The organism is Burkholderia theae, assembly GCF_048565265.1.
GTDB lineage: Bacteria > Pseudomonadota > Gammaproteobacteria > Burkholderiales > Burkholderiaceae > Burkholderia > Burkholderia theae.
In genome coordinates this window covers 2,750,678-2,769,073 of sequence record NZ_CP183461.1, presented here as the reverse complement: position 1 = coordinate 2,769,073, position 18,396 = coordinate 2,750,678, and the positions used below count along the sequence as shown (strand labels likewise).

Annotated in this window: 14 protein-coding genes; 5 read left to right on the top strand and 9 right to left on the bottom strand. The window is 68.2% G+C overall.

Annotation, left to right across the window (positions count from 1 at the left end; all coding sequences use genetic code 11):
- Window positions 1-132 precede the first annotated feature (132 nt).
- Genes ACN22W_RS13075 through ACN22W_RS13065 form a run of 3 tightly spaced genes read right to left on the bottom strand, consistent with a single transcriptional unit; the run spans window position 133 to window position 3,447 of the window.
- Entirely contained in the window at window positions 133-1,344 is a 1,212-nt protein-coding gene (locus tag ACN22W_RS13075; protein WP_419684738.1) for a benzoate/H(+) symporter BenE family transporter, read from the bottom strand.
- A gap of 57 nt (window positions 1,345-1,401) precedes the next feature.
- A complete protein-coding gene (locus ACN22W_RS13070) occupies window positions 1,402-2,577 on the bottom strand; it encodes a vWA domain-containing protein (protein WP_193098802.1) in 1,176 nt (391 codons plus the stop codon).
- A gap of 27 nt (window positions 2,578-2,604) precedes the next feature.
- Complete coding sequence (locus ACN22W_RS13065) at window positions 2,605-3,447, bottom strand: AAA family ATPase (RefSeq protein ID WP_021158556.1); 843 nt, start codon at window positions 3,445-3,447, stop codon at window positions 2,605-2,607.
- A gap of 245 nt (window positions 3,448-3,692) precedes the next feature.
- On the opposite strand from ACN22W_RS13065, the gene ACN22W_RS13060 reads away from it, so the two are divergent.
- Window positions 3,693-4,052, top strand: a complete 360-nt coding sequence (locus ACN22W_RS13060; protein WP_048249237.1) for a c-type cytochrome — start codon at window positions 3,693-3,695, stop codon at window positions 4,050-4,052.
- 39 nt (window positions 4,053-4,091) lie between these two features.
- Complete coding sequence (locus tag ACN22W_RS13055) at window positions 4,092-4,451, top strand: c-type cytochrome (RefSeq protein WP_048249238.1); 360 nt, start codon at window positions 4,092-4,094, stop codon at window positions 4,449-4,451.
- 72 nt (window positions 4,452-4,523) lie between these two features.
- Here ACN22W_RS13055 and ACN22W_RS13050 read toward each other — a convergent pair whose 3' ends face one another.
- Window positions 4,524-4,991, bottom strand: coding sequence for a DUF1841 family protein (locus tag ACN22W_RS13050; protein ID WP_319022273.1), 468 nt, complete (start codon window positions 4,989-4,991; stop codon window positions 4,524-4,526).
- A 194-nt stretch (window positions 4,992-5,185) separates the two neighbouring features.
- Here ACN22W_RS13050 and ACN22W_RS13045 point away from each other — a divergent pair, with 194 nt between their 5' ends.
- The gene (locus tag ACN22W_RS13045) at window positions 5,186-6,115 is read left to right on the top strand and encodes a DMT family transporter (RefSeq protein WP_419684733.1); all 930 of its coding nucleotides are present in this window, start codon (window positions 5,186-5,188) and stop codon (window positions 6,113-6,115) included.
- A 75-nt stretch (window positions 6,116-6,190) separates the two neighbouring features.
- On the opposite strand, the gene nth is transcribed toward ACN22W_RS13045, so the two are convergent.
- Both nth and rsxB read right to left on the bottom strand, forming a co-directional pair.
- Entirely contained in the window at window positions 6,191-6,835 is a 645-nt protein-coding gene (nth, locus tag ACN22W_RS13040) for an endonuclease III (protein ID WP_419684731.1), read from the bottom strand.
- Entirely contained in the window at window positions 6,832-7,764 is a 933-nt protein-coding gene (rsxB, locus tag ACN22W_RS13035; protein ID WP_419684729.1) for an electron transport complex subunit RsxB, read from the bottom strand. Before rsxB ends, nth begins: the two co-directional genes overlap by 4 nt.
- Before the next feature lie 251 nt (window positions 7,765-8,015).
- On the opposite strand from rsxB, the gene ACN22W_RS13030 reads away from it, so the two are divergent.
- Window positions 8,016-8,648, top strand: coding sequence for a TetR family transcriptional regulator (locus tag ACN22W_RS13030; protein WP_129512661.1), 633 nt, complete (start codon window positions 8,016-8,018; stop codon window positions 8,646-8,648).
- Between the two features lie 81 nt (window positions 8,649-8,729).
- Here the strand turns inward: ACN22W_RS13030 and ACN22W_RS13025 are convergent, their stop codons facing one another.
- Together ACN22W_RS13025 and ACN22W_RS13020 are read right to left on the bottom strand one after the other, a co-directional pair.
- On the bottom strand, window positions 8,730-10,199 hold the full coding sequence (locus ACN22W_RS13025; RefSeq protein ID WP_419684727.1) for a polyhydroxyalkanoate depolymerase: 1,470 nt from the start codon (window positions 10,197-10,199) through the stop codon (window positions 8,730-8,732).
- Between the two features lie 212 nt (window positions 10,200-10,411).
- On the bottom strand, window positions 10,412-12,241 hold the full coding sequence (locus tag ACN22W_RS13020; protein ID WP_419684725.1) for a glycoside hydrolase family 15 protein: 1,830 nt from the start codon (window positions 12,239-12,241) through the stop codon (window positions 10,412-10,414).
- A 163-nt stretch (window positions 12,242-12,404) separates the two neighbouring features.
- Between ACN22W_RS13020 and ACN22W_RS13015 the strand changes: the two genes are divergently transcribed.
- Window positions 12,405-13,649, top strand: coding sequence for a lactonase family protein (locus ACN22W_RS13015; protein WP_419684723.1), 1,245 nt, complete (start codon window positions 12,405-12,407; stop codon window positions 13,647-13,649).
- An 82-nt stretch (window positions 13,650-13,731) separates the two neighbouring features.
- On the opposite strand, the gene ACN22W_RS13010 is transcribed toward ACN22W_RS13015, so the two are convergent.
- Window positions 13,732-18,297, bottom strand: a complete 4,566-nt coding sequence (locus tag ACN22W_RS13010) for a DNA translocase FtsK (protein ID WP_419684721.1) — start codon at window positions 18,295-18,297, stop codon at window positions 13,732-13,734.
- Window positions 18,298-18,396: the final 99 nt, after the last annotated feature.

Sequence of the window (18,396 nt, the reverse complement as noted above, 5' to 3'; positions counted from 1 at the left end):
CACGGGCCGCGCGAGCGCGGCGGCGAAGCGAAGCGGCGCCGGGCGCCGCTTTCGATCCATCATTTTAGGCCCGATTCGTGTCGAGCACGTTTTGGCGTGCCCGCCGGCCGCCACGGCGGGCGGTGAACCGCGTCACGCGGGACGCCGCGCGTTCAGGATCACCTGCGTGACGATGCCCGCGACGAGCCCCCAGAACGCCGAGCCGATCGACAGCAGCGTGAGGCCCGACGCGGTGACCATGAACGTGACGAGCGCGGCTTCGCGCTGCTTCACGTCCTGCATCGCGTTCGCGAGCCCGCTCATGATCGAGCCGAACAATGCGAGCGCGGCGACCGACACGACGAGCGCCTTCGGCAGCGCCGCGAACAGCGCGGCGATCGTCGCGCCGAAGATGCCGGCGACCAGGTAGAACGTGCCGCACCACACGGCGGCCGTGTAGCGCTTTGCATGATCCTCGTGCGCTTCGGGGCCGGTGCAGATCGCGGCCGTGATCGCCGCGAGGTTCACGCCGTGCGAGCCGAACGGCGCGAGCAGCAGCGACGCGAGGCCGGTCGTTGCGATCAGCGGCGACGACGGTGTCGCGTAGCCGTCCGCGCGCAGCACCGCGATGCCCGGCACGTTCTGCGACGCCATCGCGACGACGAACAGCGGAATGCCGATGCTGACGATCGACGCGATCGAGAACGCCGGCATCGTGAACACGGGTTTCGCGAGCGCGATGTGGAACCGGCTGAAGTCGAGCAGGCCGAGGCCGCCGGCCACCACCGTGCCGACGATCAGCGTCGTCACGATCGCATAACGCGGCGCGAGCCGCTTGACGATCAGGTAGGTGAAGAACATCGCGAGCACGAGCGCGGTCTGGAACTGCGCGGCGCGGAAGATCTCGATGCCGATCTCGAACAGGATGCCCGCGAGCAGCGCGGCGGCGATGCCGGCCGGGATCTTGCGCATCAGCGTGTCGAACAGGCCGCTCACGCCGACGGCCGTCAGGAGCAGCGCACACACGACGAACGCGCCGATCGCCTCGGGGTAGGGCACGCCGGGCAGCGACGCGATCAGCAGCGCGGCGCCGGGCGTCGACCATGCGACGACGACGGGCGCGCGAAAGCGCAGCGACAGGCCGATCGTCGTCAGCGCCATGCCGATCGACAGCGCCCAGATCCACGACGAGATCTGCGCATCGGTGAGGTGTGCGGCGCGGCCGGCCTGGAACATCAGCACGAGCGAGCTCGTGTAGCCGGTCATCATCGCGACGAAGCCGGCGACGAGCGCGGAGACGGAAGTGTCGGTGAAAAAGCGGCGGCCGCCGGCGCGGCCAGCGCTCGCGGTGGGCGAAGGGTTCATGCTATCTCCGGGGGGAGGCCGCTCGGACGCGGCCTGCGTGTCTGCTGGTGGGTTGCGTTATTTGCTGAGTGCGCGCATCGCGGTTTCGAGGCCCGCGAGCGTGAGCGGATACATGCGATGGCCGAGCAGGTCGCGGATGACCGCGACCGACTGCCGGTATTCCCATAGCCGCTCGGGCTCGGGGTTCAGCCATGCATGATGGGGGAACTGGTCGGCGAGGCGGCGCAGCCACACGGCGCCGGCTTCCGGGTTGTTGTATTCGACCGAGCCGCCGGGCTGCAGCACTTCGTACGGGCTCATCGTCGCGTCGCCGACGAAGATCAGCTTGTAGTCGGGCGTGAACTTGTGCAGCACGTCCCACGTCGCGGTGCGTTCCGAGTGGCGGCGGCGGTTGTTCTTCCACAGGTGGTCGTACACGCAGTTGTGGAAGTAGAAGAATTCCAGGTGCTTGAATTCGGCCTTCGCGGCCGAGAACAGCTCTTCGGTGCGCTTGATGTGGTCGTCCATCGAGCCGCCGACGTCGAGCAGCATCAGCACCTTCACGTTGTTGTGGCGCTCGGGCACCATCCGCAGGTCGAGCCAGCCCGCGTTCGCGGCCGTGCTGCGGATCGTGCCGGGCAGGTCGAGTTCCTCGGCGGCGCCTTCGCGCGCGAAGCGGCGCAGCCGGCGCAGCGCGACCTTGATGTTGCGCGTGCCGATCTCGACGGAATCGTCGTAGTCGCGGTATGCGCGTGCTTCCCACACCTTCACCGCGGTGCGGTTGCCGTTCGACGGGCCGCCGATGCGCACGCCTTCCGGGTTGAAGCCGCCGTGCCCGAACGGCGACGTGCCGCCGGTGCCGATCCACTTGTTGCCGCCTTCGTGGCGTTCCTTCTGCTCGTCGAGCAGTGCCTTCAAACGCTCCATCAGCTTGTCGAGCCCGCCCATCGCTTCGATCTGCGCCTTTTCCTCCGGCGACAGCTCGCGCTCGAGGCGCTTCTCGAGCCAGTCGAGCGGAATGTCGAACGCTTCGGACGGCAGCGCGGACACGCCGTGGAAATACGCGCCGAACGCCTGGTCGAACTTGTCGAAGTACTGCTCGTCCTTGACGAGCGTCATCCGCGCGAGGAAGTAGAACGCGTCGATCGACGGCGAGATCAGCCCGGCCTTCAGCGATTCGAGCAGCGTCAGGTATTCCTTCACCGAGACGGGCAGCTTGGCTGCGCGCAGCGCGTAGAAGAAATTGAGCAGCATGGCCGGGCCTTCGCGGGTGGGGGAGGATTACCGGTTGTGCCGGTTCATGTAGACGAGCCGTTCGAGCAGGCTCAGGTCCTGCTCGTTCTTCAGCAGCGCGCCCGCGAGCGGCGGCACGATCTGCTTCGCGTCCGCGCCGCGCAGCGCGTCGGCCGGGATGTTCTCGGCGAGCAGCAGCTTCAGCCAGTCGAGCAGCTCGGACGTCGACGGCTTCTTCTTCAGGCCCGACACGCCGCGCAATTCGAAGAAACTCTCGAGCGCCGCGCGCAGCAGCTCCTCGCGGATGTCCGGGAAGTGGACCGCGACGATCTTCTGCATCGTCGACGGGTCGGGGAACTGGATGTAGTGGAAGAAGCAGCGGCGCAGGAACGCGTCGGGCAGTTCCTTCTCGTTGTTCGACGTGATGATGACGAGCGGGCGGTGTTTCGCGCGCACGGTCTCGCGCGTCTCGTACACGTGGAATTCCATCCGGTCGAGCTCGCGCAGCAGGTCGTTCGGGAATTCGATGTCGGCCTTGTCGATCTCGTCGATCAGCAGCACGCTCGGGTGCTCGGCATCGAATGCCTGCCACAGCACGCCCTTGACGATGTAATTCGAGATATCCTTCACACGCTCGTCACCGAGCTGCGAGTCGCGCAGCCGCGAGACGGCGTCGTATTCGTACAGGCCCTGTTGTGCCTTCGTCGTCGACTTGATGTGCCACTGCAGCAGCGGCATGTCGAGCGCGGCGGCCACTTCCTCGGCGAGCATGGTCTTGCCGGTGCCGGGCTCGCCCTTGATCAGCAGCGGGCGTTGCAGCGTCAGCGCGGCATTGACCGCGAGCTTCAGATCGTCGGTGGCGACGTAGTGCGAGGACCCTTCGAAACGCATGGCGGCGCTCTTCTTCATCGGGAAAAAAACCCAGTATAAGTCAGAAGGGCTGTCCGGTTGGGCCGCGCCCGCGTATCGTTGCAGGGCTGTGGCGGGGCGAACCGGGGCGTCTTATGGACGCGTTCCCCGCCGACGCGGTACAATCTGGCCGTTTTTTTTGGCCTGCGTGGCGATCCGATAAGCAATACGGCGCGGGCCGTTGCCGCTTTGGCGCCAGTTTCCCCTCAAGCTAGGTTACAAGAGCTATGAACAAATTCGTCGGCAAACACGTCGTTGTCGCAGCGCTCGTGGCGCTCGCGGGCAGCGCGCAGGCGGCCGGTGTGGTCGGCAACCCGAAGGACGGGGCGAGCAAGGTCGCCATGTGCATCGGCTGCCACGGCATCCAGGACTACCGCACGGCTTACCCGGAGGTCTACCGGGTGCCCGTCCTCGGCGGCCAGAACCAGCAATACCTCGAGAACGCGCTGAAGGCCTACCGCAAGAAGGATCGTCACTTCCCGTCGATGAATGCGGTCGCCGGTTCGCTGACGGACCAGGACATCGCGGATCTGGCGGCCTACTACGCCGCCCAGAAGGCCGACTCGAAGGACAATCCCTACAAGTAAGCGCGCGCCGCCGATCTCGCCGGCGGGACAGGAGCATTCATGAACAACGCATTCAAGACGGCGGCGGTTGCACTGGCGGCCGGCCTCGCGATCGGTACCGCGCACGCGGCGGACGCCACGAAGGGCAAGGAACTGGTCGAATCGCACAACTGCGCCGCCTGCCACGGCGCGCAGATGAACAAGCCGATCAACGCCGAATATCCGCGCCTCGCCGGCCAGCATGCCGACTACCTCGTGTGGGCGATGCGCCAGTACCAGATGGGCCTGACGAACCCGCTGCTCGGTCGCAACAACGCGATCATGCAGGCGCAGGTGCAGAGCCTGTCGGTCAGCGACATGAAGGACATCGCGTCCTACATCGAATCGCTGAAAGAGACCGACCTCGTATTCAAGAAGTAAGCGCGACGGGCCCAGCCGGCCCGCGCAGCAAAAATACCCCGCCTCGGCGGGGTATTTTTTTGTCCGCGGCGCTCAGTCGCGCGACGCGCGGCGCAGGATGCGCTGCAGGTACGCGTCGGTATCGGGCGGCGTGTTGGTGCGCTGCGCTTCCCAGATCGTCTCGCCGAGGCATTCCATGATCGCGTGCTGCGCATCGTGGGTCGAGTCGAGCTTCGCCGCCAGCTTGTCGTGCGCGGCGCGGATGCCGGGCGGCTGGTCGATCGACAACTGCTCGCTGATCGCGAGGTGCATCGACAGGTGCAGGAACGGGTTCGTGCGACCTTCCTCGGGCGTGTAGTTGCGCGCGGCCGCGCCGTCGGCATCGTCGAGTTCGGCGTGGTATTCGGGATGCTCGACGATCCAGTCGGCTGCGATCGCTTCCAGCGGCGTCAGGATCTCGCCCGCGCGCTGCTTGCGCCAGGTCTCGGTGAAAAAGCGACGCACTTCGTCGCGGCTTGGATTGAACATGGTGGGGGAACGTCGTGATTCGGGCGGCGTCATGCCGCGTCGCGCATTGTACGCCGGGTCGGCGGACGGTGCTGGAGGCGGCCTGTGGCGGTTTGGGCTTGCGCGACGGGGGCGGGCTGCGGCTACCCCGTGCCGTACCGGACGGGTAAGCGCGGGCTAGGCTCGTGGCCGCCGCGCCGCTACACTCCGACGATTCCCGTTACCGTGCCGTTCCCGCCCGTCCCGTCATGACCGCCACCGCCCGCTCATCGTCCGCCGCCCTGCAGGGCACGCTCTACGTCGCGCTGTCCGCCGCCGCGTTCGGCGCGATGGCGATCTTCGGCCGCTACGCGTATGCGGCCGGCGTCGACGTGCTCGGGCTGCTGATCGTGCGCTTCGCGATCGGCGGTGCGGTGCTCGCCGCGATCGCGCGGCACCGCGGCGTCGCGTGGCCGCGCGGGCGTGCACTCGCACCGCTGGTGGCGATGGGCGCGCTCGGCTACGTCGGGCAGTCGTTCTGTTATTTCAGCGCGCTGCAGCACGCGCAGGCGAGCCTCGTGGCGTTGCTGCTGTACCTGTATCCGGCCTTCGTCACGCTGCTGGCTGCGTGGTGGCTCGGCGAGCGTCTCACGCGCGCGAAGGCCGTCGCGCTCGTGCTGTGCGTCGCGGGCTCGGCGCTGATGGTCGGCGGCGGGCACGGCGAGCCGCTCGGGATCGCGCTCGCGCTGGCCGCCGCGGTGATCTATTCGCTGTACATCGTCGGCGGCACCAAGGCGACGCGCGGCGTCGATCCGCTCGCGACCACCGCGATCATCTGCCTGTCGGCGACCGCGACGCTGGTGGCGATCGCCGTCGTGCGGACCGCGGCGTTCGGCGCGCCGCCGCGCTGGCCCGCGACGGCCGGCGGCTGGGCGTCGATGCTCGCCATTGCGCTCGTGTCGACGGTCGCGGCGATGCTCGCGTTCTTCGCCGGGCTCGAGCGGCTCGGGGCCGCGCGCACGTCGATGCTGTCGACGCTCGAACCGGTCGTGACGGTCGCGCTCGCCGCGCTGCTGTTCGGTGAAGCGCTGTCGCCGCTGCAGTGGGCGGGCGGCGTCGCGATCCTCGCGGCCGTACTGGCGCTCGTGCGCGCGGGCGGCGCGGCGGCCGACGATGCCACCGCGACGTCCAACGCGTAGTCGGGGAGGGGAACGGGGAGCCTGCAGGCCGGGCTCCGTCGGACAGGCTTCGCGCGTTTCAGCCGTGCCTGATGCTTACTCGTTGGGCGGCGGCGTCTTCGGCCTGAATTCGCACAGCGGCTCGATCGCGCAGTGCCAGCATTCGGGCTTGCGCGCCTTGCACACATAGCGCCCGTGCAGGATCAGCCAGTGATGCGCGTCCTGCAGGAATTCCTTCGGCGTGAACTTCTCGAGCGCGGCCTCGACGGCCCGCACGTCCTTGCCCGGCGCGAGTCCCGTGCGATTCGCGACCCGGAAGATATGCGTGTCGACCGCGATCGTCGGCTGGCCGAACGCGGTGTTCAGCACGACGTTCGCGGTCTTGCGGCCGACGCCGGGCAGGCTTTCGAGCGCTTCGCGATCGGCCGGCACCTCGCCGTCGTACTGGTCGAGCAGGATTCGGCACGTCGCGACCACGCTCTTCGCCTTGGTGCGGTAAAGACCGATCGTCTTGATGTACTCGGTAACGCCTTCCTCACCCAGCGCGACGATTTGTCGCGGGGTGTTCGCGATCGGAAACATCTTCCGCATCGCCTTGTTGACCGACACGTCGGTCGCCTGCGCGGACAGCATCACGGCGATCAGCAACTCGAACGGCGACGTGTATTCGAGCTCGGTGGTCGGATGCGGATTGAGGCTCTGCAGCGTTTCGTAGATCGCGCGTCGTTTGCTGGCGTTCATGGAGTGTTGTGGTCGGGCGGCGCGGACGGGCCGCCTTGGTCGTCGTTGCCTGCGTCGCTGTCGTTGCCGTTGCGACCCGTCGCCGCGGCTTCGGCGTCGCGCTGCGCCTGCTGTTCGGCAACTCGTTTGCGGCGGGCCTCTGCCGCGTCGATCTGCGCCTGGACGGCCGCGCTCACGCCTTCGGTGTTCTTCGGCCCGGCGCCCTGCCCGGAGAGTTCTTCCTTCTTCTTGCGTGCGCGTTCGAGCGCGGCGGCGATGATCGCGCGTTTCTTCGCATCGGCGTCCTCGGCGGCCGGTGCGATGGCCGGCGCGCCGGGCTGCGGATCGGGCTGCGTTCCGGGTGGCGTGTCGGGTTGTCCCGCTGCGGGCTTCGCGACACTGGCCGCGCGGCGTGCGGCGGCGCGCGCTTCGGCGGCCTCGCGTTCGCGGCGCTGGCGGGCGAGCCGCAGGTCATGGTGTTCGCGCGCGGCATCCGCCTGCTGTTGCGACCACGCGTCCCAGCCCGTGCGATCGCCGGTCACGGGCAGCATCGCGATGCAGTCGACGGGGCAGGGCGGCACGCACAGGTCGCAGCCCGTGCACAGCGACTCGATGATCGTGTGCATCTGCTTCGGTGCGCCGACGATCGCATCGACCGGGCATGCCTGCATGCACAGCGTGCAGCCGATGCACAGGCTTTCATCGATGAATGCGACCGCGCGCGGATGCTCGCTGCCGTTGACGGGGTTCAGCGGAATCACCGGCTTGCCGAGCAGGCCCGCGAGGCGTGCGATGCCTTCGGCGCCGCCGGGCGGACACTGGTTGTAGTTCGCATCGCCGGCGGCGATCGCCTCGGCGTACGGACGGCAGCCGTTGTAGCCGCACTTCGTGCATTGCGTCTGGGGCAGCAGATCTTCGATGCGATCCGCAAGTGTTTTGGAGTCGGTCACGGTGACAACGGGCGCAGCGGCGCCGAATGGCTCTCGGCCGCGTCGGGCGCGGCCGGAAAGGTTTGCCAAAGCTCGATTATCGCCGATTTCCCGCATTGCGCTGGACGCCGTCTGTGCGCATAATCGAACCGCTTTTTTGCAGGGGCTCAGCAGGAGGGCGGCCGCACGCGGCGCGCCCGTTCCAGGGCGGCCGGCGCCGAGGCAGTGGGGGTGCCGGTCCGGATCACGCGGCTCACATAGCAAAACGCCACATGAATCAGCCAAAAATCAAAAGAGATCCTGAAGGTACGCGCCGCCGCATCCTGATGGCGGCAGCCGAAGAGTTCGCGAGTGGCGGGTTGTTCGGCGCGCGTGTCGATCAGATCGCGCGCCGGGCCGAAACCAACGAGCGCATGCTCTATTACTACTTCGGCAGCAAGGAGCAGCTGTTTACGGCCGTGCTCGAACACGCGTTCTCCGCGCTGACCGAGGCCGAGCGCGTGCTCGATCTCGACGGCGTCGCGCCGGTCGAAGCGGTCACGCGGCTCGCGCATTTCGTTTGGGACTACTACCGCGACCATCCGGAATTGCTCAGGCTCATCAACAACGAGAACCTGCACGAAGCGCGCTACCTGCACAAGTCGACGCGGATCCGCGAGATGATGTCGCCGATCGTCGCGAAGCTCGGCAACGTGCTGACGCGCGGCCAGAAGGCCGGGCTGTTTCGCACCGACGTCGATCCGCTGCGCTTCTACGTGACGCTGTCGGGGCTCGGCTACTACATCGTATCGAACCGCTTCACGCTCGCCGCGACGCTCGGCCGCGACTTCACCGACACCGACGAGCGCGCGGAGATGGTCCGGATGAACACCGAGGTACTGCTCGCGTATCTGCTGCGGCGCTGATGCGCTGATTCGCGGCCGCCGGATGCAAAAACGCCGCCGTGCGCAGGCAACGGCGGCGTTTTTTCGTCGGAACGCGGTGCGTCAGGCGGCCTTGCGCGCGCGAACGGTTTTTGCGCGCGGGCTGCTGCTTGCGCGTTTCGCGGCCGGTGCGGCCTTGGCGGGAGCGGCGGCCGTGGCCGGAGCCTTCGTGCGCGTGCGCTTCGCCGCGGTGGTGCGCGATTCGGCCGGCGTGACGACGGTCGGCACGGCGGCGAGCGTCGTGGCCGCCGGCGCATCCGGACGATCCTTCGTCGCGCCCTGCTTCGGTTCCGGCGCATGCTCGCGGATGAAGTCGCGCAGCTGCGGATAGATGATCGTGCGCCAGCGGCGGCCCGAGAAGATCCCGTAGTGACCGCACTTCTCGGCGGTCAGGCTGCGGCGCTGGTCTTGCGGGATGCCCGTGCACAGCTCGTGCGCGACGTGCGTCTGGCCGCTGCCCGAGATGTCGTCGAGTTCGCCCTCGATCGTCATCAGCGCGGTCTGCTGGATGTCCTGCGGACGCACGCGTTCGCCTTCGACATCCCACGTGCCCTCGGCCAGCCGGAATTCCTGGAACACGACGCGGATCGTTTCGAGGTAATACTCGGCGGCCATGTCGAGCACCGCGTTGTACTCGTCGTAGAAGCGGCGGTGCGCCTCGGCGTCGTCCTCGTCGCCGCGCAGCAGGCTCTGGTAGAAATCCCAGTGCGATTGCGCGTGCCGTTCCGGGTTCATCGCGACGAAGCCCGTGTGCTGCAGGAAGCCCGGATACACCTGGCGGCCTTCGCCCGGATAGTTCGCGGGCACCGTATGGATCACGTTGTTCTCGAACCACGCGGTCGAGTGCTGCGTCGCGAGCGAGTTCACCGACGTCGGGCTGCGGCGCGCGTCGATCGGGCCGCCCATCATCGTCATCGTGAGCGGCGTTTCCTCGCCGCGGCTCGCCATCAGCGAGATCGCCGCGAGCACCGGCACCGTTGGCTGGCACACCGAGATCACGTGCAGGTTGCGCGCGCCGATGTGGCGGATGAATTCCTGGATGTATGCGATGTAGTCGTGCAGGTGGAACGGGCCGGTCTCGACCGGCACCATCCGCGCGTCGATCCAGTCGGTGATGTAGACCTTGTGATCCTGCAGCAGCGTGCGCACGGTGTCGCGCAGCAGCGTCGAGTGGTGGCCCGACAGCGGTGCGCAGACCAGCACGACCGGCTCGTCCTTCAGTTGCGTGACGGCGTCGGCGTCGTCCGAATAGCGCTTGAAACGCAGCAGGCGGCAGAACGGCTTCTCGACGATCGTCTGCTCGACGATCGGGATGTTGTGGCCGTCCTTGACGATCTGATGAATGTTGAATTCGGGCTTCTCGTAATCCTTGCCGAGCCGGTACATCAGTTCGTAGGCGGCGGCCATCCGCGTCGCGCCGGGCATCAGCGAGAACGGGCTGGACGGATTGGCGAACGATTTGGAGGCGGCCTGGGCCCAGGCCGTGAGCGGGCTCAGCATGGCCCGCTGGAATTCATGCAGTTGGTAAAGCATGCAGACTACTCCCGCGTGGGGGACGGTGCGCAAGGGCGGCGTGGGGCGTCGCGGCGTGCCGTGGGGGTCAGCGGCCGGCCATGTTGCACTGCAGCCGGACAATCGCGTCGATCATATCGGACAACGATGGGTGGTGCAATGCAACATTTCCCCGATTTTTCATCAAAATTTTGCGATTTGACGTTCTCTGAAGAAGCCGCTCGCGCCCCCGTTCAGCGCCCCGTGGCCATCGCCGGCGCGGGCTGGCCGGCCGCGCGCGCCATCGCGTCCTCGTGGTGCATCAGGTTCATCGCGGTATGGACGAGCGCCACGTGCGAGAACGCCTGCGGGAAGTTGCCGACGAGCCGCCCGGCGACCGGGTCGTATTCCTCCGCGAGCAGCCCGAGGTCGTTCGACAGCGCCAGCAGCCGGCTGAACAGGCGGTGCGCGTCGTCGATCCGGCCGAGCAGCGCGTAGTTGTCGACCAGCCAGAAGCTGCACGCGATAAACGTGCCTTCGCCGGGCGGCAGGCCGTCGTCGTAGTCGGTCGTGCGGTAGCGCATCACGAGGCCGTCGTGCAGCAATTCCCGCTCGATCGCGTCGACCGTGCCGACGATGCGCGGGTCTTCCGGCGGCAGGAAGCCGAGCAGCGGCATCAGCAGCACGCTCGCGTCGAGTTCGTCGCTGCCGTAGCTCTGCGCAAACGCCTGCTTGCCCTCATGCCATGCGTTGTCGCATACGTCGGCGTGGATCTGCTCGCGCAGCGTGCGCCAGCGGTCGAGCGAGCCGGGCAGCCGGAACATCTCCGCGGACTTGATCGCGCGGTCGAACGCGACCCACGCCATCACCTTCGAGAACGTGAAATGGCGGCGCCCGCCGCGCGTTTCCCAGATGCCCTCGTCGGGTTCCCGCCAGATCTTCTCGAGATGGTCGAGCAGCGCGCACTGCACGGACCAGACCGTGTCGTCGGCCTGCAGTCCGCCCACGCGCGCGAGGTGCAGCGCGGCCATCACCTCGCCGAACACGTCGAGCTGGAGCTGGTTCGCGGCGCCGTTGCCGATGCGTACCGGCTTCGAATCCTGATAGCCGGGCAGCCAGTCGAGCTCCATTTCCGGCAGCCGGCGTTCGCCGGCGATCCCGTACATGATCTGGATCTGCTCGGGCGAACCGGCCATCACGCGGCCGAGCCACGTGCGCCACGCACGCGCCTCGTCGTAGTGGCCGCCGCGCATCAGCGCGAGCAGCGTGATCGTCGCGTCGCGCAGCCAGCAATAGCGGTAGTCCCAGTTGCGGTTGCCGCCGATCTTCTCGGGCAGCGACGTGGTCGGCGCCGCGACGACGCCGCCGGTCGGCTCGTACGCGAGCGCCTTCAGCGTGATCAGCGAACGGCGCACGGCGGGCGCGTAGCGGCCCTGCACCTGGCAGCGGCCCGACCATTCGAGCCAGTAGTTCTCGGTGCGCGCGAGCATCGACAGCGGATCGCGCGCGGGCGGGAGCCGCAGGTGCGACGCCGCGTAGCTGAGCGAGAAGGGCACGCGCTCGTCGGCGCTCACCGTGAATTCCGCGAGCGTATGGAGGTTTTTACCGGCGAGCGGCACCGGTGTGCGCAGCACGACGGTATCGGGGCCGGCAATCGCCTTCATGCCGTCCTCGCGGGTCAGTTGCGTGACCCACGGGACCGAGAAGCCGTAGTCGAAGCGCAGCACGAGTTCCATGCGCATCTTCATCGTGCCGTGGCGGCCGACGACGATCCGCACGAGTTCGGACCAGCCGTTGCCGGGCGGCATGAAGTCGATCACGGTGACGGCGCCGTCGGCGCTTTCGTAATCGGTTTCGAGAATCAGCGTGTCGCCGCGATAGCGGCGGGTCGTGTGCGTGATCGCGGCGTCGGCGGCCGGCGCGAGCAGCCAGCGGCCGTGCTCGGGCGTGCCGACGAGCGCCGCGAAGCAGGCGCCCGAATCGAAGCGGGGCCAGCACAGCCAGTCGACGGAGCCGTCTTTCGCGATCAGCGCGGCGGTGTGGCCGTCGCCGACGAGGGCGTAGTCTTCGATCAGGGCGGGCATGGGCAGGCGATCCTTGGTTTCGAGTTCACAATGCGGGCGGCGGCGGCCGAACTTCACGTGCCGGCACCCCGCCCCGTATACTCGGCCGGGCGGCGGAGCGCAGGTACGGCAGGCGTTTCGTCCTATCTCAACACTTGAAGCGACTCGATGCAAGGAGGATTCAATGCCCAACCGTTTACGCGAGCGTGACGCACGCGCTTCGACACGAGGGTTCCCGCTTAGGCTCGCTCACTGGATGAAAGGTTTCGCGATCGTGCTCTCCCTGTCCGCGACCCACGCATTTGCGCAGCAATCGCCCGCCGCGGCCGACGGCGTCTACAACCTGCTCGTCGGCACCTATACGGGCGGCGGCAGCGACGGGATCTATGTTTACCGCTTCGATACGAAAACCGGCAGCGTCGCGCCCGTGTCGTCGGCGAAGACCGTGAATCCGTCGTACCTGTTGCCGAGCCGCGACGGTCGCACCGTCTACGCGGTCAACGAACTGCCCGGCGACGACGGGCCGGCGACGCAGCGCGGCGGCGTCAGCGCATTCCGCTTCGACGCGAAGACGGGCGCGCTGACCTTCATCGACCGCGTGTCGTCGGAAGGGAACGATCCTTGCTATCTCGCGCTGTCGCCGGACGGCAAATATCTCGTGACGGCCAATTACTCGGTCGCGGCGGATCCGGGCGGCAGCTTCGCGGTGTTTCCGCTGCGCGACGACGGCGCGGTCGGCCAGGCCGTGCTGACCGTGCACCATGAAGGCACGGGTCCCGTGAAGGGCCGCCAGGACGGCGCGCACGTGCACTCGACGGTGTTTTCGCCGGACGGCCGTTATCTGTTCGTGCAGGATCTCGGCGCGGACAAGATCTACGGCTACCGCTACACGGTGGACGGCAGCCGCGGCCTGATCGGCCCGACCGACACGCGCTACACGCCGGTGAAGGCCGGCTCGGGCCCGCGTCACATGGTGTTCGGCGCTGACGGCCGGTTCGCGTACGTGACGAGCGAGCTCAACGCGTCGGTCGAGGTGTTCGGTTACCACGACGGCAAGCTGACGCCGGTCGAGACCGTGCCGATGACGGCGCCGGGCTTCAAGGGCAAGGTCGGCGGCGGCGCGATCCACCTGTCGCCTGACGGTCGTTTCCTGTACGTGAGCAACCGCGGCGACGCGAACGACCTCGTGATCTACGCGGTGAACCAGGCCGATGGCCGGCTGAAGAACGTCGGCCGCCAGTCGAGCCTCGGCAAGACGCCGCGCGAGTTCCTGATCGATCCGACCGGCAAGTGGCTGATCGTCGGCAACCAGGACAGCGACACGTTCTACGTGTTCAGTCGCGATGTCGAAACGGGGCAGCTCGGCGCGAATCCGCGCAAGGTCGCGGTCGGCAAGCCGGTCGACTTCAAGCTGGTGCCGGTGCAGTAAATGAAAAAGGGCGCTGCCGATGCAGCGCCCTTCGTGTTCCGGGGCAGCCGATTGTGCGGGGTGTCCGCGCCGGCCGCCGTGCTCAGTCGGCCGCGGCCGGGACGAGCACCTCGCGGCTGCCGTTGATGCCCATCGCCGATACGAGCCCGGCCGCTTCCATCTGCTCGACGAGACGCGCGGCGCGGTTGTAGCCGATGCGCAACTGCCGCTGCACCGACGAAATCGACGCGCGCCGCGTGCGGACGACGAACGCGACGGCTTCGTCGTACAGCGGATCGGCTTCCGCGTCCGGCGCTTCGCCGAACAGGTCCTGCGTCGCGCCGTCGGCGGCAGGGCCCTCGAGGATCCCTTCCTCGTACTGCGGCTCGCCGAACTGCTTCAGGTACTCGACGATCCGGTGCACTTCCTCGTCGGCGACGAACGCGCCGTGCACGCGCTGCGGATAACCCGTGCCCGGCGGCAGGAACAGCATGTCGCCCATCCCGAGCAGCGATTCGGCACCCATCTGGTCGAGAATCGTGCGCGAGTCGATCTTCGACGACACCTGGAATGCGACGCGCGTAGGGATGTTCGCCTTGATGAGGCCCGTGATCACGTCGACGGACGGACGCTGCGTCGCGAGAATCAGGTGGATGCCGGCCGCGCGTGCCTTCTGCGCGAGGCGCGCGATCAGCTCCTCGATCTTCTTGCCGGCGACCATCATCAGGTCGGCCAGCTCGTCGATCACGACCACGATCAGCGGCAGCGTCGACAGCGGCTCCGGATCGTCGGGCGTCAGCGAGAACGGGTTGCCGATCTTCTTTTCCTTCGCTTCCGCGTCGCGGATCTTCTGGTTGAAGCCCGCAAGGTTGCGCACGCCGACGGCCGACATCAGCCGGTAGCGCTTCTCCATTTCGCCGACGCACCAGTTCAGCGCGTTCGCCGCGAGCTTCATGTCGGTGACGACCGGCGCGAGCAGGTGCGGGATGCCTTCGTAGACCGACAGTTCCAGCATCTTCGGGTCGATCATGATCAGCCGCACGTCCTCGGGCGTCGCCTTGTACAGCAGCGACAGGATCATCGCGTTGATCGCGACCGACTTGCCCGAGCCCGTCGTGCCCGCGACGAGCATGTGCGGCGCCTTCGCGAGATCGGTGACGACCGGACGGCCCGTGATGTCCTTGCCCATCGCGATCGTCAGTTGCGACGGCGAATGCTGATACTCGCGCGAGGCAAGAATTTCCGACAGGCGGATCATCTGGCGCTTCGCGTTGGGCAATTCGAGGCCCATGCAGGTCTTGCCGGGAATCGTCTCGACGACGCGGACCGACGTGAGGCCGAGGCCGCGCGACAGATCCTTCATCAGGCCGACGATCTGGCTGCCGCGCACGCCGAGCGCGGGTTCGATCTCGAAGCGCGTGATCACGGGGCCGGCCGACGCGCCGACGACCGTCACCGGCACCTTGAATTCCTGCAGCCGCTGTTCGATCACCTGCGCCGTCTGGGCGAGGTGTTCCTCGGTGATCATTTCGACGTCGTCGGACGCGGGCTCGAGCAGGTCGAGCGTCGGCAGTTCGACGTTGAACGCCACCGGCGCGTGGAATTCGAACGCGTTCGGGCGCGGCTGGCGCACCGGGGTGTCGGGGGCGGCTGCGGCCGGCTCGGCCGGTTCGGTTGTCTCGGTGGCGGTTGCGTAGGCTGGCGGGGCAACGGGAGTCGCCGGCGTGGGCAGGCCCGCCCCGGGGATGGTTGCCGGCGGCTGCGAGGCTGTGGCCGGTGCGGCAACCGGTGTTGCGGAGACATTCGACACGGACCAGCTCGCCGGCGATGCGGCGGGGGCGGGCGGCGTTACGAACGTCGGGGTTGCGATTGCGGCGGGTGCGGAAGCGATCGACGGAGCCTGCATCGCGGTTGTTGCACCGATGGATGCCAGCGATCCGACTGCGGTGACAGGCGAGCTGGTGACCGGGGGAGCGGAAGTCGCCGGGGCCGTGCTTATCGGGGCGACTGCGCCGGTGGGCGTTGTCGTCACGACCGAAGCGGCAGGCGGTACAGGCAAGCTGGCTGCCGGCTGCGGTGCGAATGCGCTGGATGTGCCGGCTGCGTTGAATGCCGTGCCGGTCGACGAGATTTCCGTGTTGATCGGAAGCGTCGAAACGGGCGCGGACGGCTGTGCCGCGATCGAGCCGGACGTGAAATTCACGGGCGTCGCGGTAGCGGTTGCCGGAGTTGCCGCCGGTGCGGGCTCGTTAGCGGTCGAACCGGCTGCCGAAGCCGAAGCGCCGGTTATCGACGGTGCGACTGCGGGCGCAACGGTTGAGGCGGGCGTCGACGCGCGGGTGAACGAACCGTAAGTCAATCCCGTGACACCGGCCGGCGCCGCCGACGCGACGGATGTAACGGTCGATGTCGATGTGGCCGGCTGCGAAAGCGAAGCGGATGCCGTGCCGGTCACGCCGACAGATGCACCCGCAGCGGTGACAGGTGCAATGCTCGATGCGGACGCGGGTGCTTGCGCAGTCGAACCATGGGCGGTGCCGACGAGCGGCGACGCAGCGGCGGCCGGCGCCATCGGTGCTGCGGCAAACGGTTGAACTGCCGACGATTTTGGCAATTCCGCGGAGACGGCCGTATTGGTCGCCGCAGGTTGCACCATCGGCGGAGTCGACGGCGTCCGCGCCCAATCCGTCGCGGGCGTGGCGCCTGGTGCGATCGCGAACAGCGGTGCCGCAGGTTCCGTCGCGACCGGTTTGGCCGCTTGCGCTGCGGTACTCGATGCAGCCAGTGCCGACACTGCCGCAAGCGGCATGGCCTCGGAAATTGCATGCGCCGACGTTGCGGCGATCGACGAAGAGGGGAGGGCAGCGAACGGCGCGATGCCCCCGGCCGGTTTTACGTCGGTGTGCGCATCGGCGACACCCTGCGGCATACGGGCCGATGCGGGGCGATCGATGGCAGGAGCCGGTTGCGCGTCGTACTCGTCGTCGGAATCGACTGGCGCAGCCGGTTCGCTTGCAGTGATGTCGTGAGCCGCTTCGCCGTCCGGTTGCACGGAGGCGGCATGGGCAGGCCCGGATTCCGTCGCGTGCGTCGTCGGCAAGGTAAGTCCGTTCCCGGTCGATACGTCGAATGCGGAAACCGGCGTGCTGTCGACGTCTTCCCACGGAGCGAGGTCGACGGGCGCGTCCGGCGACGGTGCGGGCGTGATTCCGAATGCCGGCGCGGAGGGTGCCTCGTCGACGTGCGGGATCGGGTGGTCGGTGTGATGTGCCGACGCGGCCTCGTCGATGCCGGGGTTCGACAGCGTGCGCGGTGCGGCGTCGTCGAGCGCCGTGGCGCCCCAATCGGCAATCGACACGTGGATAGCGGGTTCTGCCGGCATGAACGCGTCCAGCACGATCGGCGCGCTGTCGTCGTACGCCGGTGCTGCATCGTGTTCGATCGGCGTACCGGCGTCATGGGCCGCGATGCCGTGCGTTGCCGGGGCAAACCCGTTCGACGCGGCTGCCGATGCCGGCGCGGCAATGCTGCCCGCGGCCGTCGCCACACCGGCCGCGGTTGCGGCTGCGGCAGCCGCATTGGCCGCCTGTGCACCGCCCAGCGTGGCCCATTGCGCAGTGCTGGCCTCGATCGAACGCAACGTGTCGTGAACGCTCGGCGCCGGCGTGATCGGCGCCGCGGGCTTTTCCGTCCATGCATAGAGCGGCGCACGCGCCGGCGTTTGCGGCGACGGACGGCGGCGCGCCGTGTCCGGCGGCAGGCTGGCCGCAGCCGTTCCAGCGACCGGGCGCACGGGCGGGCGGGGCGGCGGCGCGCTGGCCGGCCGCGGTGTGACCGTAGCGCGCGGCGCAGCCTGCTTCAACGCAGCGGTGGCCGGTCGCACGGCAGTCGGCCGCGGCCGGACGGGTTCGAATCCGACAGGAAGCGGGGCCGGATCGGGGCGCGGCACGTGCGTGTTCGCCGCCGCGCGCGCGAGGCTGGCGGTGCTGCCGGTCGTGGGGGGCGGCATCGCGCTGGCCGGGATCGGCGCGGGCGGTGCCGGCACGCGCTGGGTCGCGGTCGGCTTCAGCCAGCCCGACGGCGCGACGGGCTCCGTGAGCGGACGCGCGGGTGTCTTGCTGCGCGGCTTCGGCCGCGCCTGCGGGTCGGGTTTCCACAGCGTCGGGCGCGAATACCGGCCGTTCTGGCGCGGCGCCATCGAGTTGACGGTATGCGCGGTGGTCGGCTGCACGATGTCGTCGTCGCGATGCAGCGCGCTGCGCGGCAGGTCGGCGATGCCGCGCGCGTCGTCGTCGCCGCCGTCGCGCGACAGCTTGACGCCGAACGACGTGTCGACCCACGCGGAGAACTGCCGCCAGCCAATGCCGGTCAGCCAGGGCAGCCCGGCCAGGAACAGCACGACCATCGCGACCGGCGTGCCGATCGGGCCGAGCACGTGTGCGAAGCCGGCCGAGAACGCATGGCCGAGCGCATTCGTGTCGGGGCCCGACAGCGGGCTCGTCAGCGTGCAGCTTGCAACGAACACCGCGGCGAAGCCGAGCCACAGGCGGATCGAACCGCGGCCGGCGAGCCCGCCGCCGCCGGGCAGCATCGCCTGCACGAGACGCCAGAAGAGAAGGAGGAACCAGACGGCGGAGATGCCGAACCAGCCGAAGACAACCGTGTGCATGCTTTGAAACAGGAGTGGGGAGGGGCGCGCGGGGCGCGACCCGCCGAGTTTAACCGGCCGGCGAACAAGACTCTAACGCGGCATGAATTCGATTCACGC